This is a genomic window from Streptomyces sp. CNQ329, assembly GCF_000482585.1.
Genome location: NZ_AXVU01000038.1, coordinates 15,175 through 36,111, shown reverse-complemented (window position 1 = coordinate 36,111; position 20,937 = coordinate 15,175). Strand labels below are relative to the sequence as shown.

At 74.7% G+C, this 20,937-nt stretch carries 19 protein-coding genes and 2 pseudogenes; 10 read left to right on the top strand and 11 right to left on the bottom strand.

The window, feature by feature from the left end:
- Positions 1-92: 92 nt before the first annotated feature.
- Positions 93-3,197, top strand: a complete 3,105-nt coding sequence (locus I003_RS0122965) for a ThuA domain-containing protein (RefSeq protein WP_027773662.1) — start codon at positions 93-95, stop codon at positions 3,195-3,197.
- A 72-nt stretch (positions 3,198-3,269) separates the two neighbouring features.
- Here I003_RS0122965 and I003_RS0122960 read toward each other — a convergent pair whose 3' ends face one another.
- Positions 3,270-4,058, bottom strand: coding sequence for a M23 family metallopeptidase (locus tag I003_RS0122960; RefSeq protein ID WP_486584342.1), 789 nt, complete (start codon positions 4,056-4,058; stop codon positions 3,270-3,272).
- 57 nt (positions 4,059-4,115) lie between these two features.
- Complete coding sequence (locus tag I003_RS0122955) at positions 4,116-4,529, bottom strand: organic hydroperoxide resistance protein (protein WP_027773660.1); 414 nt, start codon at positions 4,527-4,529, stop codon at positions 4,116-4,118.
- A gap of 90 nt (positions 4,530-4,619) precedes the next feature.
- Here I003_RS0122955 and I003_RS0122950 point away from each other — a divergent pair, with 90 nt between their 5' ends.
- Positions 4,620-5,192: a TetR/AcrR family transcriptional regulator gene (locus I003_RS0122950; protein WP_027773659.1), complete on the top strand. Its 573-nt coding sequence runs from the start codon at positions 4,620-4,622 to the stop codon at positions 5,190-5,192.
- A 68-nt stretch (positions 5,193-5,260) separates the two neighbouring features.
- Here I003_RS0122950 and I003_RS0122945 read toward each other — a convergent pair whose 3' ends face one another.
- Positions 5,261-6,709 (bottom strand): MFS transporter, encoded by a 1,449-nt coding sequence (locus I003_RS0122945; RefSeq protein ID WP_027773658.1) that lies wholly within the window; start codon positions 6,707-6,709, stop codon positions 5,261-5,263.
- Between the two features lie 100 nt (positions 6,710-6,809).
- Here I003_RS0122945 and I003_RS0122940 point away from each other — a divergent pair, with 100 nt between their 5' ends.
- Complete coding sequence (locus I003_RS0122940; protein ID WP_027773657.1) at positions 6,810-7,433, top strand: TetR/AcrR family transcriptional regulator; 624 nt, start codon at positions 6,810-6,812, stop codon at positions 7,431-7,433.
- Positions 7,434-7,454: 21 nt separating this feature from the next.
- Here I003_RS0122940 and I003_RS0122935 read toward each other — a convergent pair whose 3' ends face one another.
- A complete protein-coding gene (locus I003_RS0122935; RefSeq protein ID WP_027773656.1) occupies positions 7,455-8,321 on the bottom strand; it encodes a phosphatidylinositol-specific phospholipase C/glycerophosphodiester phosphodiesterase family protein in 867 nt (288 codons plus the stop codon).
- A 209-nt stretch (positions 8,322-8,530) separates the two neighbouring features.
- Between I003_RS0122935 and I003_RS37005 the strand changes: the two are divergent.
- Positions 8,531-8,704, top strand: a pseudogene (locus I003_RS37005) (MFS transporter); the annotation flags it as partial.
- Between the two features lie 66 nt (positions 8,705-8,770).
- Here I003_RS37005 and I003_RS0122930 read toward each other — a convergent pair.
- Both I003_RS0122930 and I003_RS0122925 read right to left on the bottom strand, forming a co-directional pair.
- Entirely contained in the window at positions 8,771-10,435 is a 1,665-nt protein-coding gene (locus I003_RS0122930) for an acyl-CoA dehydrogenase family protein (protein WP_027773655.1), read from the bottom strand.
- Positions 10,419-11,072, bottom strand: coding sequence for a TetR/AcrR family transcriptional regulator (locus I003_RS0122925; protein ID WP_027773654.1), 654 nt, complete (start codon positions 11,070-11,072; stop codon positions 10,419-10,421). Before I003_RS0122925 ends, I003_RS0122930 begins: the two co-directional genes overlap by 17 nt.
- 79 nt (positions 11,073-11,151) lie before the next feature.
- Between I003_RS0122925 and I003_RS0122920 the strand changes: the two genes are divergently transcribed.
- Together I003_RS0122920 and I003_RS0122915 are read left to right on the top strand one after the other, a co-directional pair.
- A complete protein-coding gene (locus I003_RS0122920; RefSeq protein ID WP_199784342.1) occupies positions 11,152-11,622 on the top strand; it encodes a GNAT family N-acetyltransferase in 471 nt (156 codons plus the stop codon).
- Positions 11,623-11,849: 227 nt separating this feature from the next.
- Positions 11,850-12,329 (top strand): hypothetical protein, encoded by a 480-nt coding sequence (locus tag I003_RS0122915; protein ID WP_027773652.1) that lies wholly within the window; start codon positions 11,850-11,852, stop codon positions 12,327-12,329.
- A gap of 112 nt (positions 12,330-12,441) precedes the next feature.
- On the opposite strand, the gene I003_RS0122910 is transcribed toward I003_RS0122915, so the two are convergent.
- Both I003_RS0122910 and I003_RS0122905 read right to left on the bottom strand, forming a co-directional pair.
- Positions 12,442-12,663 carry a DUF2277 domain-containing protein gene (locus tag I003_RS0122910; protein ID WP_027773651.1) on the bottom strand — a complete coding sequence of 74 codons (222 nt, stop codon included), beginning with the start codon at positions 12,661-12,663 and terminating at the stop codon, positions 12,442-12,444.
- Between the two features lie 90 nt (positions 12,664-12,753).
- Positions 12,754-14,223 carry a hypothetical protein gene (locus tag I003_RS0122905; RefSeq protein ID WP_027773650.1) on the bottom strand — a complete coding sequence of 490 codons (1,470 nt, stop codon included), beginning with the start codon at positions 14,221-14,223 and terminating at the stop codon, positions 12,754-12,756.
- A 113-nt stretch (positions 14,224-14,336) separates the two neighbouring features.
- Between I003_RS0122905 and I003_RS0122900 the strand changes: the two genes are divergently transcribed.
- Together I003_RS0122900 and I003_RS35060 are read left to right on the top strand one after the other, a co-directional pair.
- Complete coding sequence (locus I003_RS0122900; RefSeq protein WP_027773649.1) at positions 14,337-15,626, top strand: molybdopterin-dependent oxidoreductase; 1,290 nt, start codon at positions 14,337-14,339, stop codon at positions 15,624-15,626.
- On the top strand, positions 15,590-16,123 hold the full coding sequence (locus tag I003_RS35060) for a hypothetical protein (RefSeq protein WP_078564274.1): 534 nt from the start codon (positions 15,590-15,592) through the stop codon (positions 16,121-16,123). Before I003_RS0122900 ends, I003_RS35060 begins: the two co-directional genes overlap by 37 nt.
- Here I003_RS35060 and I003_RS32935 read toward each other — a convergent pair.
- The 3 genes and pseudogenes from I003_RS32935 to I003_RS32925 all read right to left on the bottom strand — a co-directional run.
- On the bottom strand, positions 16,011-16,850 hold the full coding sequence (locus I003_RS32935; protein ID WP_106966327.1) for a class I SAM-dependent methyltransferase: 840 nt from the start codon (positions 16,848-16,850) through the stop codon (positions 16,011-16,013). The two genes, I003_RS35060 and I003_RS32935, sit on opposite strands and share 113 nt — an antisense overlap.
- 173 nt (positions 16,851-17,023) lie before the next feature.
- Positions 17,024-17,779 carry a DUF2064 domain-containing protein gene (locus tag I003_RS32930; RefSeq protein WP_037721479.1) on the bottom strand — a complete coding sequence of 252 codons (756 nt, stop codon included), beginning with the start codon at positions 17,777-17,779 and terminating at the stop codon, positions 17,024-17,026.
- Between the two features lie 284 nt (positions 17,780-18,063).
- A pseudogene (locus I003_RS32925) lies at positions 18,064-18,714 on the bottom strand (glycosyltransferase family 2 protein); the annotation flags it as partial.
- 172 nt (positions 18,715-18,886) lie between these two features.
- Here I003_RS32925 and I003_RS32920 point away from each other — a divergent pair.
- Positions 18,887-19,750 (top strand): response regulator transcription factor, encoded by an 864-nt coding sequence (locus I003_RS32920; protein ID WP_486584345.1) that lies wholly within the window; start codon positions 18,887-18,889, stop codon positions 19,748-19,750.
- A complete protein-coding gene (locus tag I003_RS0122875; RefSeq protein ID WP_027773648.1) occupies positions 19,747-20,895 on the top strand; it encodes a sensor histidine kinase in 1,149 nt (382 codons plus the stop codon). Before I003_RS32920 ends, I003_RS0122875 begins: the two co-directional genes overlap by 4 nt.
- Positions 20,896-20,937 lie beyond the last annotated feature (42 nt).

Here is a 20,937-nt window from a genome sequence, read left to right as displayed (position 1 = left end):
TGCGCGCACCCGCGCGCGGATCGCCCCCATGAACCCCTCTCACCGACCGGTACGCCCCACACATCCCGCACACCGAAGGAGAGGACCGACTCATGAGCTGTCATGCTCGTGACATAGGCAGGTCGGTGGTCACCTTGCTGGCCGCCGTCCTGCTCGCACTCACAGCGCTGCCGTCATCCGCGGCCGAGAAGGCACCGGCCTTCAAGGCGCTGCTGTTCACCAAGGCCGTGGGATACGTCCACGGCTCCATCCCCGCCGGCATCCAGATGGTCCAGGAGGAGGCGGAGGAGAACGGGTTCGAGGTCGACCAGACCGACGACTCGACCGTCTTCAACGACGCCGCGCTCGCCGAGTACGACGTGATCATCATGCTGCAGAACTCCGGCATGGTCTGGGACACGGACGAGCAGCGCGCCGCCATGCAGACGTACGTGCAGAACGGCGGCGGCGTCGCGGCCGTCCACAACACGCTCGACATGGGGATCGAGAACGAGTTCCCCTGGTGGGACGAGCTGATCAACGGCGGCGCCCACATGCCGAGCCACTCGCCCGGCGTGCTGCAGGGCACCGCGAAGGTCGCCGACAGGGTGCACCCCTCGACCAAGGGCCTTCCCGAGCGCTGGGAGCGCCCCGAGGAGTGGTACAACTTCGACGTCAACCCCCGCGGCGACGTGCACGTCCTCGTCACCGCCGACGAGACGACGTACGACCCGGGCGGCGACGCCATGGGCGCCGACCACCCGATCTCCTGGTGCCGTAACGCCGACGGCGGCAACGTCTGGGCCACCGCCATGGGCCACGACACCCCCGCCTACAGCGAGGCGGAGTTCCGCGACCACGTCATCGGCGGCGTGAAGTGGGCCGCCGGCGCCGAGCCCGGCGACTGCGGCGGCACGGTCTGGAAGGGCTACGAGAAGGTCACCCTCGACGACGACACCGCCGACCCGATGGAGCTGGACGTGGCCGAGGACGGCCGCGTCTACTACATCCAGCGGGCCGGCGAGGTCCAGGTCTTCGACCCGGCCACCCACCAGACCACCACCGCCGGCAAGCTCGACGTCTACACCGGCGGCGAGGACGGCCTGGTCGGCATGGAACTGGACCCGGACTTCGCCGAGAACGGCTGGATCTACCTCTACTACGCCCCGGCCGGCAGCGCCGAGGACGTGAACAGGCTGTCGCGCTTCACGCTCACGAACGGCACGCTCGACACCGCCAGCGAGAAGAAGCTGCTCGACGTGCCCGCGTACCGGGACCGCACCTTCCCCGAGCCCGGACACACCGGCGGCGCCGTCGAGTTCGGCCCCGACGGCACGCTGTACCTGGGCACCGGTGACGACGTGCCGCCGAACCTGAGCCCCGACTGGCAGGGCTATTCGCCGATCGACTGGCGTGAAGGCGAGGAGATGCTGGACGCCGCGCGGACCGCGGGCAACACCAACGACCTGCGGGGCAAGATCCTGCGGATCAAGCCCACCGAGGAAGGCACCTACACCATCCCCGAGGGCAACCTGTTCGCCGAGGGCAGCGACAAGACCCGTCCCGAGATCTACGCGATGGGCTTCCGCAACCCGTTCCGCTTCACCGTCGACCAGGAGACCGGCTACGTCCACGCCGCCGACTACGGCCCCGACCGCGGGCTGCCGACGACGGACCGCGGCCCGGAGGGCATGGTCGAGTACAACGTCATCAAGCAGCCCGGCAACTTCGGCTGGCCCTTCTGCCACGGAAACAACCAGCCCTACGCCCCGTACAACCCGGACACCGGCCAGGTCGGCGCGAAGTTCGACTGCGACAACCTGACCAACCCCTCGCCGAACAACACCGGGCTGACCGAGCTGCCCAAGGTCGAGATGCCGGAGATCTGGTACGGCTACGGCCCCTCCGAGACCTTCCCGGAGATGGGTGAGGGCGGCTCCGGGCCCATGGGCGGCCCCGTCTACCACTACGACGCGGACAACCCCTCCGAGACGAAGTTCCCCGAGTACTTCGACGGGGCCGGCTTCCTCTACGAGTGGACCCGCAACTACGTCAAGGAGGTCCGCTTCGACGAGAACGAGGAGGTTCTGAAGATCAACGACTTCCTGGCCTCGGCGAACTTCAACAAGCCGATGGACATGACCTTCGGCCCGGACGGTTCGCTCTACGTCCTGGAGTGGGGCAGCGAGTTCGGCGGCGGCAACAGCGACTCGGGGCTGTACCGCATCGACTACAACCAGGGCAAGCGCTCCCCGGTCGCCAAGGCCACCGCCTCGGTGACCAACGGGCCCGTGCCGCTGGAGGTCGACTTCTCCAGCGAGGGATCGAACGACCCCGACGGCGACTCGCTCAGCTTCGCGTGGGACTTCGACGGCGACGGCACCTTCGACTCCACCGAGGCCGACGCCAGCCACACCTACGAGACGGCGGGCGACTTCACCGCCCAGCTCAAGGTCACCGACTCCACCGGGAACACCGGCTACGCCAACATCCCCATCACCGCGGGCAACACCGCCCCGGAGGTGACGATCGAGACCCCGGTCAACGGCACGCTGATCGAGTTCGGCGACCAGATCCCGTACACGGTCACCGTGACCGACCCGGAGGACGGCGAGATCGACTGCTCCAAGGTCTTCGTCAACCCGGCCCTCGGGCACGACGACCACGAGCACTCCACGACCGACCTGCCCGGCTGCGAGGGCACCGTCGACACCGGTGACCTCGGCGGCCACCCGGAGGGCGCGGACCTGACCTACGTCCTCAACGCCCGCTACCAGGACGGCGGCGGTGACGGCGCCGGTGCGCTGACCGGGTACGCCAAGTCGGTCCTGCAGCCCAAGCACAAGCAGGCCGAGTATTACGACGACCAGTCCGGCACCCGGATCATCGACCAGTCCGGGGCCGAGAACGGCAAGCGGATCGGCGACATCTCCGACGGCGACTGGATCGCCTTCGAACCGATGTCCGTCGAAGGCGTGAGCCAGGTCTCGTACAAGCTGTCGTCGCCGTACGGCGTGGGCGCCATCGAACTGCGCGCCGACGCCCCGGACGGGCAGCTCCTGGCGACGACATCGGTGCCGAACACCGGGGACTGGGACAACTACCAGGCCACGCAGGCGGTGCCGGTCGAGGAGCTGGCGGGATCGCACAAGCTCTATCTGAGGTTCACGTCACCGCAGAACAACTCGTTCGACGTCGACTCGGTGACGTTCGGCTAGCGATCGGGAGGTGAACGGACGGCGGCGCCCCGGGCGGTCAGGCCCGGGGCGCCGCTGTGCGTGCGCGGTGCCTCACAGGGCGATGCCGTACCGGGCGAGGTAGGCGACGGGGTCGATGTCCGTGCCGTAGTCGGGGCCCTGGCGGACCTCGAAGTGCAGATGGGGCCCGGTGGAGTTGCCCGTGTTCCCCGACTCGCCGATCCGGGTGCCGCCGCTGACGGGGTCGCCCGCGACGACGGACATCCGGTCGAGGTGGGCGTAGAGGACGTAGTGGCCGTCGGCCATGCGGACGAGGACGTGGTTGCCGTACGCGCCCTCGGCGGAGGTGCGGTGGACCTCGCCGGGGCCGACGGAGTACACCGGGGTGCCGGTGGGGACGGCGAGGTCGACGCCGGTGTGGTAGCCGGCGGACCAGCCGGCGCCGGGGATGCCGTAGGCGGCGGAGATCCGGTAGTCGACGTCGACCGGTGCTCTCCAGCCGGGCGCGGGCGCGAGGATGACCTGGCCGGGCCGCAGCAGGTCCGGGTCGGCGCCGATGACGGACCGGTTGGCCTCGTACAGCCGCTGCGGCGGCACCTGGAGCCGGCGGGCGATCGCGGAGAGGGTGTCGCCGCTGCGTACGCGGTACGGGGGCGGCTCGGGCTCCGCGCGCGGGGCGCCGGCGGCGTGCGGCGCGTTCACGGACGGCGGGCCGGCCGCGGTCACGGGCGCCGTGACACCGGCGCTGCGGGGGGCCGCGCTCGCGGCACCGGCCGTGCTCGCGCCGGCGAGGGCGGCGAGCACGGCCGCGGCGACGAGGGGGAGGACGACGGCGACGGCGTCGCGCCGCTTTCGGGGGGAGTGGTGGCGACTCGTTGACACGGCGTCACGCTAGGTGCGCGCGCACCCCGATCCGGTGACGGCGCGCCGGGATCACCCTCACTCCACGACGAGCCGCACCGGGATGTTCCCGCGGGTGGCGTTCGAGTACGGGCACACCTGGTGGGTGGCCTCCAGCAGCTTCTGGCCCTGCTCGGCCGGGATGGAGTCGGGCATCTCCACCCGCAGGGTCACCTCCAGCCCGTAGCCGCCGGCGTCGTTGGGGCCGATGCCGACCTCGGCGGTGGTGGAGACGTCGGAGACGTCGAGGTCCATGCCCTTGGCGACGACGCCCATGGCGCTGGTGAAGCAGGCGGCGTAGCCCACGGCGAAGAGCTGCTCGGGGTTGGTGCCCTCGCCGCTCCCGCCCAGCTCGGTCGGCGGGGCGAGCGTGACGTCGAGCTTGCCGTCGGAGGTGGCGCCGCGGCCGTCGCGGCCGTTGGCGGTGGCGACCGCGGTGTACAGAACACTCATGGGAAGGGCCTCTCCGGGAGACGGTGAGTGAACAGACAGTTCTGTCTGCTCACCCTCAGACTAGACAGGTCTGTCTGGTACGGTCAAGACGTGGCCGCCCCCGCGAAGTCTCCCGCCCGCAGCCGCGTCCTCGACGCCGCGACGCGGCTCTTCTACGCCGACGGGGTGCACACGGTGGGCGTCGACCGGATCATCGCCGAGGCGGGCGTGGCGAAGGCGACCTTCTACCACCACTTCCGTACCAAGGACGACCTGGTCGCGGCCTATCTGACCGACCAGTGCCGGCGCCAGCAGGAGGTGGCCGCGGCCCTCGCGGGCGGCCCGCCGCGGGCCACGGTGCTGGCGGTCTACGACCACATCGCCGAAGCGGGCGCGGGGCAGGGATTCCGCGGCTGCCCCTTCATCAACGCCGCGGCCGAGTACCCCGACCCGCACCACCCGGTGCGCCGCGCGGTGGGCGACTACCGGCGGTGGTTCCGCACCCTGATGCGCGACCTGCTGGCCGCGGACGGGCACCCGGACGCGGAGCGCACGGCGGACATCCTGCTGGTGCTGCGCGACGGGCTCCTCGTCGGCCACGACCTGGACGACGCGGCGGAACTGCGGAAGCTGACGCGCGAGGCGGTGGAGCGGGCGCTGACCCCGGGGGGCACGGTGGCCTAGGCGGCGGGGACGGCCCGGCTTCCGGTACGGCCGTTCGCGCGTGCCGGCGCCTCGGACGTGTACGGGACTCATCGCCCCGGCGCCGCCCGCTTGCGCCCGCGCCCCAGCAGCGCCCCCGCGGCCAGCGCCCCGGCGAGGGCGAGCGCGGCGTTGACCCCGACCGCGGTCCTGACCCCGTCGAGCACGGCCTGCGGGCCGTGGCCCCCGGCGGCGGTGATCCGGGCGGTGGCGATCGCGCTCATCACCGGGATGCCCATCGTGATGCCGACCTGCTGGGTCATCGTCGCAAGCCCGGTGGCCAGGCCCTGTTCGGAGTCGGGCAGTCCGGAGGTGGCGGTGACCATGAACCCGACGATCATGAGCATGTTGCCGACTCCGCCGGCGAACGTCGCCGCGAGCAGCAGCCAGACCCACGCGCCGGACGTGCCGAGCGCGAGCAGGGCCGCGGTGGCGACGGCCTGGGCCACACCGCCGTAGACGATCGCCGCGCGGCTGCCGACCCGGCCGATGACCCGCCCGCCGAGGGTACCGCCGAGCACGGTGCCCAGCCCCAGGACGCCGAAGGCCAGGCCGGTGGCGAGCGGGGTGTAGCCGAGGACTTCCTGCAGATAGAGGGTGAGGAGGAAGACGAGGGAGGTCTCGGTGAGGAAGGCGACGAGCCCGGCGGCGTTTCCCCACACGACGGTGGGCCGCCGCAGGATGCGTACCGGCACGAGCGGCTTCTGTGCCCGCTGCTCGACGAACCAGAACGCGGTGAGCAGGGCGGCGCCCGCGCCGAGCGCGGCCAGGGTGACCGGTTCGGTCCAGCCGGCCTCGCCGGCGTGGGTGAGCCCGTAGACGACGGCGAGCAGCCCGCCGGTGACGGTGACCGCGCCGGGGAGGTCGAGGCGGGGCCGGTCGGCGGGGCGGGAGTCGGCGATGACGGCGGGGGCCGCGGCGAGGATCACGGCGGTCACGGGCACGTTGACGAGGAACGCCCAGCGCCAGGAGAGCAGGTCGGTCAGCAGCCCGCCGAGCACGGCGCCCGCGGTGAACCCGGCGGACATCAGCGCGCCGTTGAGCCCGAGCGCACGCTGCCGCAGCGGACCCTCCGGGAAGGCGGTGGTGAGCAGGGACAGCCCGGCGGGCACGACGGCGGCGGTGGCCAGGCCCTGGAGTACGCGGGCGACGAGCAGCATCCCGGGGGAGGCGGCGAGGCCGCCGAGCACGGAGGACAGGCAGAGCAGGGCCATGCCGCCGAGGAAGAGCCGCTTGCGGCCGAAGAGGTCGGCGACGCGGCCGAAGAGGAGGGTGAAGCCGGCGGCGGCGAGCGCGAAGGCGGTGGCGATCCACTGCAGGTGGGCGAGGGGGAAGCCGAGACCGGCGCCGATGACGGGGAGGGCGACGTTGAGGATGGAGAAGTCCACCGCGACCATGAACTGGGCGCCGAGGAGAAGGGTGAGCACGAGCTTCTGCCGGCCCGTCATGCGGAGCGCGGTGGGGGCGGGCGCGGTGGCGGCCCGGCCGAGGACGGACATGTGAAGGTTCCCTTCGAGCGAGCTAACGGAACTTATGTTCCGTTAAGCTGGCATCGAAGGTAGCAGAGGAGGGCGAACTAATGAAACTGGAGACCCGTTAATGGCGGCGGCAGAGCCGACTCCCGAAGCCGATCCCGGCACCCTGAGGCCGGGCGGCCGTACCGCGCGGGTCCGGGCCGCGGTCCTGAAGGCCGCCGGCGACGCCCTGGCGGAACAGGGCTTCGCCCACCTCGACCTCGCCGACATCGCCCGCCGTGCCGAGGTCGGCAAGACCACCGTCTACCGCCGCTGGGGCTCCGCCACCGGGCTCATCGCCGACCTGCTCGCGGACATGGCGGAGCAGTCCGTGCCGCGCACCGAGACCGGCACCCTCCTCGGCGACCTGCGCGCCAACGCGCACCTCGTCCTCGCCACCCTCGCCGACGCCCGGCAGGGCGCGCTGTTCCGCGCCGTGATCGCCGCGGCCACGTGCGACGACCGCACCGCGGCGGCCCTGCACCGCTTCTATGAGATCCGCATCGCCGAGTGGGCCCCCTGCGTCGAACAGGCCGTGGCCCGCGGCGAACTCCCCGCGGGCACGGACCCGCACGAGGTGATCCGCGCCGTTTCCGCCCCCCTGTACTACCGGCTGCTCGCCAGCGGCGACCCGCTCGACACCGCCGCCGCCGACCGCGCCGCCGAGGCGGCGGCGGTGGCGGCGCGGGAGGGGGCGTACGTCGTGTGAGACGCCGGGGGCCCGGGTCCGTCAGGCGTCGTGTTCGCGAAGGAAGGACTGCAGGCCCGCCAGGTCGTCGGTGTTGATCCAGTCCACGTTCGCGTCGAGCAGCGTGCGCCACAGGTTGTCGCGCGCCGCGCCCGGGGTGTCGGGCGTGGCCCAGAAGCGGATCGTCTGGCCCTGCTGGTGGGCGGTGTGGACGATGAGGTTCAGCCAGTTGCGCTCGGCGGCCGGCATCGTGCCGGTGCCCTGCCAGGTGAAGCTGGAGTTCCAGTTGCCGCTGATGAGCGGGATGAACGAGGCGGGGACACCGGTGTTGATGTCGTCGTGGCGGCCGTCGTAGAAGGCGTACCGGAGCTTCTCGGCCTCCATCGGCGCGCGGGCGCCGCGGTCGCCGGAGACGACGGCGGTCACCGCGCGGCGCCGTACCCTGCCGCCGGCGGCGGAGCTGAAGATCGAGCCGTAGCCGCGCAGCACCTCGGACAGCGCGCGGTAGGTGGGGTCGCCGGCGGTCTTGAGGTCGATGAGCAGGTGCAGGGTCAGCTTGTGGCCCTTGTAGACACGGCCGCCGTTGGCCCGTATGCGGCGTGCCAGCGGGTCGAGGTAGAGCCGCTGGAGGGTGCGGGCCGGGTCGAGCTGCGACTCGTCGTGGGCGACGAGGAGCTGGCCGTCCACCAGCCAGATGTCCGACTCGACGCTGGCGAAGCCGTGGTCGAGCGCGTCGAGCAGCGGGCGCTCGTGGAGGTAGTCGTTGTGCGCGTGGGCCCGCTTCAGCGGCGCGGGCCCCCGGCCCCGACCCGCGGCCTGGGCGGAGGAGGCGAGACCTCCGGCGAGCGCGCCGCCGGCTGCGGCGGCGGACAGCGTGGCGACGGCGCGGCGTCTGGAGTAGGCGGACAAGGGTCCCTCCCCTGGTGCGGCGTGCAGGATGGACCGAAGTATCGACGCCGCGGGGCGACTTGCACAGGGTGCCTGCGGTGAACGGGAGTTGACCGCCTACGGAGCGAACGCGCGGCGCCCGCCGCTGCTCAGCGCAGTGGCCGCGCACGCGACGCCGCCCTCGCGGCCGGCCGCGCCCTGCGCAACGCCGGCCTGGGCGCGGGCGCCCCGTGCTGGGACGCGCCCTCGCCCGCCTCCAGCTCTCCACGGGCTTCGGCCTCGCCGTCTCCCCGGCGGTCCTCACCGCACTCGCCTCCCGGGGTGCGGCCGTTCTCTGGGGCGGCCTCGCCGCCGCGACGCCGCTGTCGGCCACCGCGGTGGCCGCCGGGAAGGACCCGGCGCGGGGGCGCGGGGGCCGTGGCGCCCGTACGGTACGGCCGGGCCCGTACCGTACGCGACCGCTCCCCGTCTCAGCTCCCGCCGTACGCGCCGCCCGCCGGGCGGGCCCGCTTCAGGACCGCCGCCGTGTCCACCCCCGGCGGCAGCGTGCCGAACGCCAGCCCGCCGCCGTCGCCGTCGAGGCGCCCCGCGCAGAAGGCGTCCGCCACCGCCGGGTCGCCGTACCGGTGCAGCAGCGCGCCCTGGAGCACCAGCGCCATCGACTCGACCACGCGCCGCGCCCGGTACTCCACCGCCGTCAGGTCCGCCAGATCCTTCCGCAGCCGCCCGATCGCCGCGTCGAGCCGGGCGTCGGCGCCCGCGGCGGCGTCGACCTCGGCGAAGTACGCCGTCACCGTCTCCGGCGTGCGGGCCATCGCGCGCAGCGCGTCGAGCGCCGCGACGTTGCCGGAGCCCTCCCAGATCGACGGCAGCGGCGCCTCCCGGTACAGCCGCGGCATGCCGGACTCCTCGACGTACCCGTTGCCGCCCAGGCACTCCAGCGCCTCCGCGGCGTGCGCCGGGCCGCGCTTGCACACCCAGTACTTGGTCACCGCCAGCCCGATCCGCCGGAACAGCGCCTCCTGTTCGTCGGCGGTGCCCGTCTCGCCGCGGTCGACGGCGCCCGCAAGACGCATGCTCGCCACCGTCGCCGCCTCGGCCTCCACGGCGAGGTCGGCGAGCACGTTCGCCATCAGTGGCTGGTCGGCGAGCCGCGTGCCGAACGTGCGCCTGTGATCGGCGTGGTGCAGCGCCTGTACGACCCCGAGGCGCATGCCGCCGGCGGTGGCGAGCGCGCAGTCGAGGCGCGTCATGTTGACCATCTTGATGATGGTCTTCACGCCCGCGCCCTCCTCGCCGACGATCTGCCCGAGCGCGCCCTCGTACTCGATCTCGGAGGAGGCGTTGGAGCGGTTGCCGAGCTTGTCCTTCAGCCGCATGAGGCGGATCGCGTTGCGGGTGCCGTCCGGCAGCACCCGCGGGACGAGGAAGCAGGACAGCCCGCCGGGTGCCTGGGCGAGGGTCAGGAAGACGTCGGACATGGGCGCGGAGGTGAACCACTTGTGCCCGGTGAGCGCGTAGAGCCCGTCGCCGTCGCCGGTCGGTACGGCGCGGGTGGTGTTGGCGCGTACGTCGGAGCCGCCCTGCTTCTCCGTCATGGACATCCCGGCGATGAGACCGGACTTGGCGGTGGGCGGGCGAAGCCCGAAGTCGTAGTCGGCGGAGGTCAGCAGGGGCTCGTACGCGGCGGCGAGGGCCGGCGAGGTGCGCAGCGCGGGGACGGCGGCGTAGGTCATGGAGACGGGGCACAGGTGGCCGGCGTCGGTCTGGCCCCAGACGAAGAGCTTCGCGGCGCGCGCGACGTGGGCGCCGGGGGTGCGCTCCCGCCAGGGCGCGGCGTGCAGGCCGTGTTCGACGGCGGTACGCATCAACTCGTGCCAGTGCGGGTGGAACGCGACCTCGTCGATCCGGTGCCCGTAACGGTCGTGGGTACGCAGCACGGGCGGCTGCTCCTCGACGTTGCGGGCCCACTCCTGGGCCTGCGGCCCGCCGGCGAGGAGCCCCAGCGCGTGCAGGCCGTCCTCGGCCCAGCCGGCGCCGTGGGCGCGCAGGGACTCCAGGAGGGCGGGGTAGGCGGCGACGTCGTAGGAGGTGAGGGGAGGGGGCTGGTTGGTGACCTCATGGGTGGTCGGCATGGGGGACTCCCAGGGCTCGCAGGGTGAAGGCGACGAGGTGCGCGGGGGTGTGGGGCCCGGGGGCGCGAGGGCCGGGGCCATCCGGGCGGCCCTCCGCCTCGCCGGCCGCGCCCGACAGCGGCCCGATGAGCGCTTCCGCGCACGCCCCGACGAGAGCGGCGGCCGTCAGCAGCGGATCCTGCCGGGGCAGCCGCCCGCTTGCGGTGCCCTCGGCGATACGCGCCGCGAACACGTCGCGGAACGCCCGCCGGAAGACGAGGCGTTCGGCCTCGACGGCGGGGTCGACGGGCTCGGCGAGCAGCGCGTACGCCAGCCGCGGCCGGCGCAGCGCCCGGCGCGCGAAGGTCTCCGCGGCGGCGGCGACGCCCTCCGCGGGATCGGCGGGCCGGCGGGCGGCGGCGGAGACGGCCTCGACCTCCGCGGTGACGACGCTGCGGAACAGCTCGACGGCGAGCAGGGACTTGCTGGGGAAGTGCCGGTAGACGCTGCCGGTGGCGATACGGGCCCGCGCGGCGACGGCGGCGACGGTGCAGCCGGCGTAGCCCTCGTCGGCGAGCAGCGCGCGGGCGGCGTCGAGGAGGGCGTCGCGCCGGCCGTCCATCCGCGCCTGGACGGCGGGGGTGCGGCGGTAGGGCATGGGAAGGATTGAAGCAGCGATTCATTGCTTCAACAAGACGTCGGGGCCGATGTCAGCGGGGGGTGCGAGACTCGGCGACATGACGGATGAGCTGCGGCTGAGGGAAGTGGCCGAGGAGGACCTGGAGGTCTTCCTCGCGCACGAGCACGACCCGGAGAACGTGCGGCGGTCGCACTTCCCGCCGCGGGAGCGGGAGCGCTTCATGACGCACTGGCGGGGGCGGGTCCTGGCGGACCCGACGGGCCTGGTGCGGACGGTGGAGGTCGACGGGCGGGTCGCGGGGAACGTGGTGGCGTGGTGGGACGGGGACCGCCGGTTCCTGGGCTATGTCTTCGGCCGGGAGTTCTGGGGCCGGGGGATAGGCACGCGCGCGGTGGCCGCGTTCCTGGAGCTGGAGCGGCACCGCCCGCTGCACGCCGACCCGTACGTGGGCAACGCGGGTTCGGTGCGGCTGCTGGAAAAGCTGGGCTTCCAGCGGACGGGCTCGGAGTGGAACGGGGAGGACGAGCACGTGATGCTGGTCCTGGCCCTGGACGCCACCGCAGCCTGACCGCCCCGGCGATCGGAGCCGTTCCTGCGGTACGCACGCCGTGGGGAGGTGCGCGGCTCGTTCCAGATTCGCCGCCGAACGGTGCGTGGACAGGACTCCTGCCGGTAAGGCTGTCCGGTAGGGCCGTTCGGCCCATGTCGTCGGCATATGGTGTTTGATCTTCTGGGGCGACGCGTCATGCCGAGGGGCTCGCGGTCGGCCATGGGACAGACGGGAGGATCGGTGCGGTGATCGGGTTCATCGGCCATGCGGATCTCAGCGAGTCGACGCTGAGCCTGGTGCAGTCCGAAGTGCGGCGCAAACTGCGGCGCATGGATCCGCGCCTCGCGGTCGGCGGCCTGGCCCGGGCGGGCGCGGGGCTCCCGGTGACGTTCGCCCGGGCGGTGCGTGAAGTGGGCCTGAAACTGGTCACGGTCCTGCCCGCCGCCGACAACCTCCCCCTCCCGCTGCCCCGCCGCGACGCCGTCGCGGCGGGCGAGATGGTGATGCTCGCCGACCAGGTCCGGCTGGTCGACTTCGACCCCCGCGACCGCGACGCCCGCATCACCGTCGACGAGCGGCTGATCCGCGGTTGCCGCCGGGTCCTGGCGGTCTGGGACGGCTCGGCCTCCACCCCCCGGGACGTCACCGCCCACCTGGTGGCCTACGCCCGCGGCCTGCGCATTCCGGTGGACGTCATCTGGCCCCCCGGCGCGGCCCGCGTCTGACACCGATCGGGGGCGGCAGGCGTCACCCGCGTGTACGTGCGCGCGCGAACGCCGCCGAGCGCCACGCCGGCGTCAGCCCGCTGCCGCCCGCGGTGGACCGGGAGCCGGAGGGCTACGCGGCGCCCTTGCCGCCGCGGACCACCAGCGAGTCCAGCAGCTCCTGCGTCGACGCGGCGATCTCCTCCACCGCCTTGTCGAACGCCTCGGCGTTGTGCGGGGCGGGGTGGCGGAAGCCGGATATCTTCCGGACGTACTGCAGAGCCGCCGCCCGCATGTCGTCGTCCGTGACGGTGTCGGCGTACGGAGGGCGCAGAGTCTTGATGCTTCGGCACATACTGACGACGGTACGCCGTGCCACTGACATCCGGACGGCGGCGGCAGGAGGGCCGGGTGAGGCCCCCCGGGGGGGCCGGTCCGGGTGCCCCTACCAGCTCGTGATCAGCAGGTGGTTCACCACCAGCGCCAGCGTCGCCTGCGCCGCCAGCCAGGCCCGGTGGTCGCGGGCAGGGAGCAGGGCGGCGGCCGGCAGCAGCCAGAGCGTGAACGGCAGCCAGATCCGCTCCGTCTCCGCCTTGCTCAGACCGGAGAGATCGGCCGCCACGAGGCACGCCAGCCCGGCGACCGCCATGACCGCGAGGGCGTACGCGGCGGGGCGGCCGGCCCGCCGCGGCCAGGCGGTGCGTACCGCGCGGCGGGTGCCCGCCACCGCCGCCAGGCCCGCGCTGATCGCCGCGACCGTCAGGTTCGCCCACACCCAGTAGCTGTACGGGCGCTCTCCGCCGAAGCCCTGGTAGTAGCGCTCGTGCAGCAGCGTGTACCCCTCCCACCACCAAAAGCCCGCCGCCGTGAAGGCGACCGCGACCGGCAGCGCGCCCAGCACCACCCACGGCAGCGTCCGCAGCACCCCGGTCCCGTGCCCCCGGCGTGCCGCGCACCACAGCACCGCCGCCATCGGCAGCACCAGCAGCGTCAGCCCGTACGACAGGTACACCGCCCACCCCAGCAGCAGCCCCGCGCCCGCCGCCGCCACCGCGGGCCGCCGCGCGGTCCGCGTCGCCGCGAGCGCCAGCAGCGCCAGGCCCCACGCGGCCACCGCCGCGAAGTAGCCGTCCGCCGACACCCCCGCCCAGACCGCCCACGGCCCCAGCACGAGGAACGGCGCCGCGCGCCGCGTGCGCTCCTCGCCGCCCAGGGTCCGCAGCGCCACCAGCACCGCGACCGCCGCCGATCCGCCCACCGTGAGGCAGAAGACCGCCGCCCACGCGCCGCCTCCCAGCCCGGCCCGGTCGAGGCCGACGAAGGTGAGGATCGCGCCGGGCGGGTGCCCGGCGATGTGCGCGGGCCAGTTGTCCGGGGTCTGGATGAGGATGTGGTCGGTGAAGGTGCGTACGGCGTGCCCCAGGTCGGCGAAGCGGGCGACGGTCTCCGGCCGGGCGTACTCGTTCGTCGCCGTCAACTGCCCGGTGACGCCGTCCCGCCAGCCGTCGACCAGCGCCAGGGACCAGATCCACGCCATGGACGCCGCCCACGTGGCGAGGAGCAGCCGGCGCCACGGAAGCCGGTCGGCGAGCGCGGGCCCGTACGCGACGACGGCGGCGGCCACCGCGAGCGCCGCGGGGGTGCCGGGTCCGTAGTGCGGCTCCCAGGCGGCGGACAGGGGCGGGAAGTGCACGTGCAGGATGTCGCGGTCGTTGATCGCCCGCCCGACGAGGGCCGCCGCCGTGATCACCACGGCGGCCAGGACGGCGGCGAGGAGGTCCCACCGGCGGCCGGCGGCGGGGGCGGATACCGGGGAGGCGGGGACGGCGGTCTCCGCGGCGGGTCCGGGGCCGGTCCCGGCCCCGGTTTCCGTCTCCGTGCCGGCGGCGGGCGGCCCGAGGGGTGAGGAGGTCACGTCGTCACGCTAGGCAACCGCACCCCGCCCGCGCGGGGAACGCGCGTCGACGTCACGCTTTCGTCAGGACTCGGTGCGATGATACGGGCGCATTCGCGGCCTACGGTCGGACCATGTCCGCCGTACGCCCGCCGGCACCCCGACCCGGCCCTCACTCCGGCCCCGAGGCCGGCCCGGGGGCCGGCCCGCCCCCGCCCGGCCCCTTCCGCCCCGCCTTCTGGCGCAGCCCGCTGCGCGGCCCGTGGTTCACCGCGCTCCTCGGCACGGTCCTCCTCGCCGGCCTCCCCCTGATGCTGCTGACCGGCTTCCTGTCGTACGCCGCCTACAACCCCGAACTCCCCGGCAACGACACCACTCCGGGCAAGGGCATCCTCGGCTTCTACCTCTTCTCCTGGCCCACCGACCCCCACTGGCTCTACCGCCTCAACCAGGGCGTCCACGTCACCCTCGGCGTCGCCCTCGTCCCCGTCGTGCTCGCCAAGCTCTGGTCCGTCCTTCCCCGCCTCTTCGCCTGGCCGCCGCTGCGCTCCGCCCGGCACGCCCTGGAGCGCGGCTCGACGCTGCTCCTGGTGGGCAGCGGGCTCTTCGAGTTCGCGACCGGCGTCGTCAACATGCAGCTCTTCTACGTCTTCCCCGGCTCCTTCTACACCCTCCACTTCTACGGCGCCTGGGTGTTCCTCGGCGCCCTCGCCGTGCACCTCGCCACCCGCGTCGGCAAGCTGCGCCGCGGGCTGCGCGACCAGGGCATGGACGAGCTGCGTGCCACCGACCCGGCGCCGCCGACGATCTCGCGGCGCGGGGCCGTGGCGCTGGTCGGCGCGGGGTCGCTGGGCCTGGTCGCGGTCACCGCGGGGCAGAGCATCGGCGGCCCGCTGCGCCGCACCGCGCTCCTCGCCCCGCACGGCTTCTCCGACCCGGGCGACGGACCGAACGGCTTCCAGATCAACAAGACCGCCGCCGCCCTCGGCGTCCGGCCGGCCGACATCGGCGCGCGCTGGCGGCTGGTCGTACGCGCCGGGAACGGCCGCCGCGCGGTGCTCACCCGGGAAGAGCTGCTGACGCTGCCGCAGCACACGGCGGCGTTGCCGATCGCGTGCGTCGAGGGCTGGTCGACGGACGACCAACTGTGGCGCGGGGTCCGGCTCGCGGACCTGGCGGCGCTGGTGGGGGCCGGGGAGCAGGACGGGGTGTTCGCGGAGTCGGCGCAGCCCAGGGGGGCGTTCCGGTCGGCATCGCTGCGGGACAACCAGGTACGCGATCCACGGTCGTTGCTGGCGCTCCACGTCAACGGCGCGGCGCTCTCCCGCGACCACGGCTATCCGGCGCGGATCATCGTCCCGGCGAACCCGGGGGTGCACAACACGAAATGGGTCACCATGCTGACGTTCGGAGAACTGCCGTGAACGCGGGCCGCCCGGCCACGCGCGCGACGCTGCGCGGCCTGCTCGCGCCCGGCCCGCTTCCCACCCTCGTCCTCCTCCTCGCCTCCTTCGCGCTCACCGCCTACGTTGGCATCCGGCTCTTCGACAAGGACCCGCTCGGCGTCGCGCTGTGGCTGGCGGGCGCGGCGGTGCTGCACGACCTGGCGCTGCTGCCCCTGTACTCGCTCGCCGACCGGGGCGCACAGCGCGTACTGGGGCCGCGGCTGGTGAACTACGTCCGCTTCCCGGCCGTCGTCTCCGGGCTGCTGCTGCTCGTCTACTTCCCGCTCATCACCCGTCAGGTGGGACGGTACGAGCGCGTCACCGCGCTGCCCGCGGACGCCTACCTCCACCGCTGGCTGCTGCTCACCGCCGGGTTGTTCGCGGTGTCCGCCCTGGTGCTCGTAGCGCGGCGAACCGCCGTCCCCCCGCGCTCCAGCGGTCCTCCTCCCGCCAGTGGCCCGCCGCCGCGTACCTGAGCAGGGCCGGCAGCCCCACCCGGGCCCAGGGGAAGCCGTGGTGGGCGCGGTCGGGGTGGCGGCCCGCGGGGAGGTCGCGGGCCCCGTCCGTGACGTGTACGTGCACGCGCTCGTCCACGTCGTCGTCGGCGGCGACCTCCACGACCAGCCGCCCCCGGGGCCGCAGCAGCACGGCGGCGCGGGCGAGGAGGGCGGCGGGGTCGCCGCCGATGCCGACGTTGCCGTCGACGAGCAGCGCGGTGCCCCAGCGGCCCTCGCCGGGCAGCGGGTCGAACACCGACCGGCGCAGCGCGGTGGCGCCCCGCGACCGGGCGTGCGCGACGGCCTCGGAGCTGACGTCGACGCCGAGCGCGGGACGCCCCAGCGCGGCGAGCGCCGCAACGAGCCGCCCGGGCCCGCAGCCGATGTCCAGCACGGGCCCGGTACACCGGCGCAGCACGGTGGCGTCGCTCCCGTCGGGCACCCCGCACCACCGCTCGACGTCGAGCGGCAGCAGCCATCCGTCGCGCCGCCGCAGGAAGAGCGGCCCGGCGCCGCCGCGCAGGGCGCGCGCGTAGGGGTCGGCGCGGTCCCAGGGGTCGTCGCCGGGGACGTCCGGGCGGGGGTGCGCGGACGACCCGGGGCGGGGCGGGGACTGCGGGCGGGCGGCGGCCCGCGGCGGGGGAGCCGCGGGACGGGGGACGGGGTGCGGAGTGCCGGGGTGGGAATCTGCGGGCTGGGGATTCATGGGGTGGAGACGTTCTCGGCTCGGTGGGGTGGTGGTGGGTTGGGGGCCATGGGGCCCCGCCGACGGCGGGCGGGCGTGGGGGGCGTCGGCCGGGCGGCTTGCGGCGGGTCCGGCTGTCCCGGCTCTCGTGCCGGGTCCGGTGGCTGTGTCCGGGCGGCGGCGTGCGGACGACGTCATCCGGCGGCTCGGTCGAGCGCGGTGGGGTCCGCTGTCGTGCCGCCGGCCGCCGTGGGGTCCGCGGCCCCGACCGCGGCGCCGCCGGGTGCCCCGCCGTCGTGTGCCACGCGGTCCCGGGCGCGCAGGCGCTGTGCCGTGGCGGCGAAGCGGCTGCCCGGTCCGGCGGCCTCCGCGACCGGCGGGACGTCCGCCGGGGTGTCCACGTCGCGCAGTGGCGGTAATTCCCGTACGCGCAGGCCCGCCGCGAGCAGCCGGCGGTGCTGGGCGGCGCCGGTGTGCGCCGTCGACATCGGTACGCCGCGCAGCAGCCCCGGGTCGGGCCGCGCCAGCCCCAGCGCCCAGAAGCCGCCGTCCAGCGCCGGGCCGAGGTAGGCGTCGCAGGCCGACCAGGCGTCGTCGGCCAGGGCGGGGGCCAGCAGGCCGGCGGTGAGCTGCGGGGTGTCCATGCCGACGAGCAGCGCCGGCCCGGCGCAGCCGCCGAACGCGGCGGCCAGCCGTTCGTCGAGCCCGCCGGGGGCCTGCGGTACGACGGTGAAGCCTTCCGGCAGCCAGTCGCCGGGTGCGCCGTCCAGCACGAGCACGCGGCGCCGGGCGGGCAGGTCCCGTACGACGGCGAGGGTGTCGGCGAGTGCGGCCTCCGCGAGCTGTGCCGCTTCGGCGGGGGTGTACGCGGCCGTGAGCCGGGTCTTGACCCGGCCGGGCCGGGGTTCCTTGGCGATGACGAGCACGGTGACGCCTCCGCCGCCGGTCACCGCCCGGCCTCCGTACTCCGCGCGCCCGCGCCGGATCCGCCGCCAAAGCGGCGCACCGCGCTCCCGGTCGCGGGTGCCGCCTCGGCCGTCGTCCCTGTACCGGCACGCGGGCCCGTAGCGGTGTCCGCGGCCGTACCCGGTCCCGGCGCCTCGCCCCTGCCTGCGCCCGTGGAATCCGGGCGGGCCGCGGAACCCGCCTCTGCGACCGCCCCCGCACCCGGTCCACCCGCGCCTCCGTCACCCGCCGTCCGCAGGACGGTCGGTGCTGTCCGCAGGACAGGCCGCGGGGTGCCCCGCAGGACACCGCTCATGTCGTGGACCGCTTGCCACGTCCCCCGCCACGTCCCCGTCACCTTGGACTTCCCCGTCCGCGGCGCGTACGGCACCGGCAGCTCCGTGATCCGCCACCCCGCGTCCGCGGCGCGTACCACCGTCTCCAGCGGGTACCCGCTGCGCCGGTCCGCCACCTGAAGCTCCAGCAGCGCCGCCCGCCGGGCCGCCCGCATCGGGCCCAGGTCGCGCAGCCGTACCCCGGTGCGGCGGTACAGCATCACCCCCAGCGCCGCGTTGCCCGCGCGGGCGTGCAGGGGCCACGCCCCGCGCGCGGTCGGGCGGCGGCGGCCGAGGACGAGGTCCGCGGTGCCCGCCGTGATCCGGTCGGTGAGCCGCGGCAGCAGCCCCGGATCCAGGGAGCCGTCGCAGTCGCAGAAGCAGACCAGTTCGGATGTGGCGGCCTGAAGGCCCGCCGCGCAGGCGGCGCCGAAGCCGCGGCGCGGCTCGTGCACGACGGTGGCGCCGAGTTCACGGGCGAGGTCGCCGGAGCCGTCCGTGGAGCCGTTGTCGACGACGATCGCGCGCCAGCCGGCGGGGATACGGGCCAGGACCCAGGGCAGCGCGGCGGCTTCGTCCAGACAGGGGAGTACGACGTCGGTCATGGCCACCACCCTACGAGCCCAAAAGCCGTATATCGGACATGCGGTTCTTACGAATCACGGACATCGCCCGCCGCCATCCGTTCGGCCCCCGCCCCCTGTCGCCCGGGCGTGCGACGCTGGCGCCATGGACTCCGTCCCGCCCGCCCGGACCTCACCGGGCCACCCGGCCCGCGTGCTCGTCGTCGACGACGACCCCACCGTGGCCGAGGTCGTCGCCGGCTACCTCGACCGCGCCGGCCACACCGTCGATCGCGCCGCCGACGGCCCGCAGGCGCTGGCCGCCGCCGCCTCCGCCCGGCCCGACCTCGTCGTGCTCGACCTGATGCTGCCCGGCATGGACGGGCTCGAGGTCTGCGCGAAGCTGCGCGCCACCGGCCCCGTGCCGGTGATCATGCTCACCGCCCGCGGCGACGAGGACGACCGCATCCTCGGCCTCGAACTGGGCGCCGACGACTACGTCACCAAGCCCTTCAGCCCGCGCGAGCTGGTGCTGCGCGTGGAGTCCGTGCTCCGCCGCAGCCGCGCCGCGGCCCCCCGCGGCGGCGAACTGGGCGCCGCCGGGCTCACCCTGGACACCGCGTCGCGCAGGGCCGCCAAGCACGGGGCCGAGCTGGCGCTGACCCTGCGGGAATTCGACCTGCTCGCGCACTTCCTGCGGCACCCGGGACGGGTGTTCGGGCGGGAGGAGCTGATGCGGGAGGTCTGGGGCTGGGAGTTCGGCGACCTGTCGACGGTGACGGTGCACGTACGGCGGCTGCGCGGCAAGGTCGAGGACGACCCGGCCCGGCCGCGGCTGATCACCACGGTCTGGGGCGTCGGCTACCGCTTCGACGCACCGTCCGCGGCCGGGGCGGGAGGGGAGGGGACGTCCGCCGGCGGGACGGACCCGGACCGGGAACGCGACCCGGCCCCGGACCGCGGGACGAACCCGGACCGCGGGACGGACCAGGAAAGCGGGACCGGCCGCCCCGACCGCGAGCCGGGCCCCGGCCGCGGGGCCGATCCGCACGGCACCCCCGGAGGAGGCCGCCCGTGAACGACGTCCTTCTCATGGCCGCCTACGCCTTCCTCGGCGCCGCCGTCGCCGGCCTCCTCGGCGCCGCCGCCCTGCGCCTGCTGCGCAACCGCTCCCTCGTCGTCTCCGTCTCCGTCGTCGCCGCGACCGCCGTCACCGCGATGCTGCTCGGCACCCTCGCGGTGGCCCGGGAGATGTTCCTGTCCGGCCACGACCTCACCGTCGTCAGCATCGTCTGCCTCATGGCCGCGGTCGTCGCCCTCGTCACCGCCGTCCTGCTCGGCCGCTGGGTCGTCGCCCGCAGCAACGCGCTCGCGGCGGCGACCCGCTCGTTCGGCCACGCCTTCGCCGAGGGCGGGTCCTTCGCGCCCCCCGCGGGCGACGCGACCGCCGAGCTGGCGGCGCTGAGCCGGGAGCTGGCGGCGACCGCCGAGCGGCTGGCGGAGTCGCGGCAGCGGGAACGGGCGCTCGACGCCTCCCGGCGCGAGCTGGTCGCATGGATCTCGCACGATCTGCGTACGCCCCTCGCGGGCCTGCGCGCCATGGCGGAGGCGCTGGAGGACGGCGTGGCCGCGGACCCCGGCCGCTACCACCGGCAGATCCGCGCCGAGACCGAGCGCCTCGACGCCATGGTCGGCGACCTCTTCGAACTCTCCCGCATCCACGCGGGCACCCTCTCGCTCGCGCCCACGCGGATGTCCGTGTACGACCTCGTCGGCGACGCGCTCGCGGGCGCGGACCCGCTGGCGCGCGAGCACGGCGTACGGCTCGTCGGCGAGCCGCCGGAGCCGGGGGCGGCGGTGCCGGTGGAGGTCGACGGCAAGGAGATGACCCGGGTGCTGGGCAACCTCCTGGTCAACGCCATCCGCCGCACCCCCGCCGACGGCACGGTCGCGGTGACCGTCGCCTTCCGCGAACAGGACGGCGCGGCGGTGGTCGTCTCGGTCACCGACCAGTGCGGCGGGATACCCGAGGAGGACCTGAACCGGGTCTTCGACACGGGCTGGCGGGGCAACCACGCCCGTACGCCCGTGCCGCCCGCCGGGGCGGGGCTGGGGCTGGCGATCGTGCGGGGGATCGTCGAGGCGCACCGCGGGCGCGCGGAGGTACGCAACGTGCCGGGCGGGTGCCGCTTCGAGGTCACCCTCCCCGCGGCCGTGGGCTGACCCGGCCGTCCGTCGGGGCGACGCCCCGTACTCCGGGCGCCG

Bases quoted from the DNA above. Each gene is read 5' to 3' on its own strand.
- I003_RS0122965 (WP_027773662.1), top strand. From the start codon at position 93: ATGAGCTGTCATGCTCGTGACATAGGCAGGTCGGTGGTCACCTTGCTG.
- I003_RS0122930 (WP_027773655.1), bottom strand. From the start codon at position 10,435: ATGCCGACCACCCATGAGGTCACCAACCAGCCCCCTCCCCTCACCTCC.
- I003_RS0122945 (WP_027773658.1), bottom strand. From the start codon at position 6,709: ATGTCCGTCCTCGGCCGGGCCGCCACCGCGCCCGCCCCCACCGCGCTC.
- I003_RS32935 (WP_106966327.1), bottom strand. From the start codon at position 16,850: ATGAATCCCCAGCCCGCAGATTCCCACCCCGGCACTCCGCACCCCGTC.
- I003_RS0122940 (WP_027773657.1), top strand. From the start codon at position 6,810: ATGGCGGCGGCAGAGCCGACTCCCGAAGCCGATCCCGGCACCCTGAGG.
- I003_RS0122910 (WP_027773651.1), bottom strand. From the start codon at position 12,663: ATGTGCCGAAGCATCAAGACTCTGCGCCCTCCGTACGCCGACACCGTC.
- I003_RS0122925 (WP_027773654.1), bottom strand. From the start codon at position 11,072: ATGCCCTACCGCCGCACCCCCGCCGTCCAGGCGCGGATGGACGGCCGG.
- I003_RS0122920 (WP_199784342.1), top strand. From the start codon at position 11,152: ATGACGGATGAGCTGCGGCTGAGGGAAGTGGCCGAGGAGGACCTGGAG.
- I003_RS0122900 (WP_027773649.1), top strand. From the start codon at position 14,337: ATGTCCGCCGTACGCCCGCCGGCACCCCGACCCGGCCCTCACTCCGGC.
- I003_RS0122955 (WP_027773660.1), bottom strand. From the start codon at position 4,529: ATGAGTGTTCTGTACACCGCGGTCGCCACCGCCAACGGCCGCGACGGC.
- I003_RS35060 (WP_078564274.1), top strand. From the start codon at position 15,590: ATGGGTCACCATGCTGACGTTCGGAGAACTGCCGTGAACGCGGGCCGC.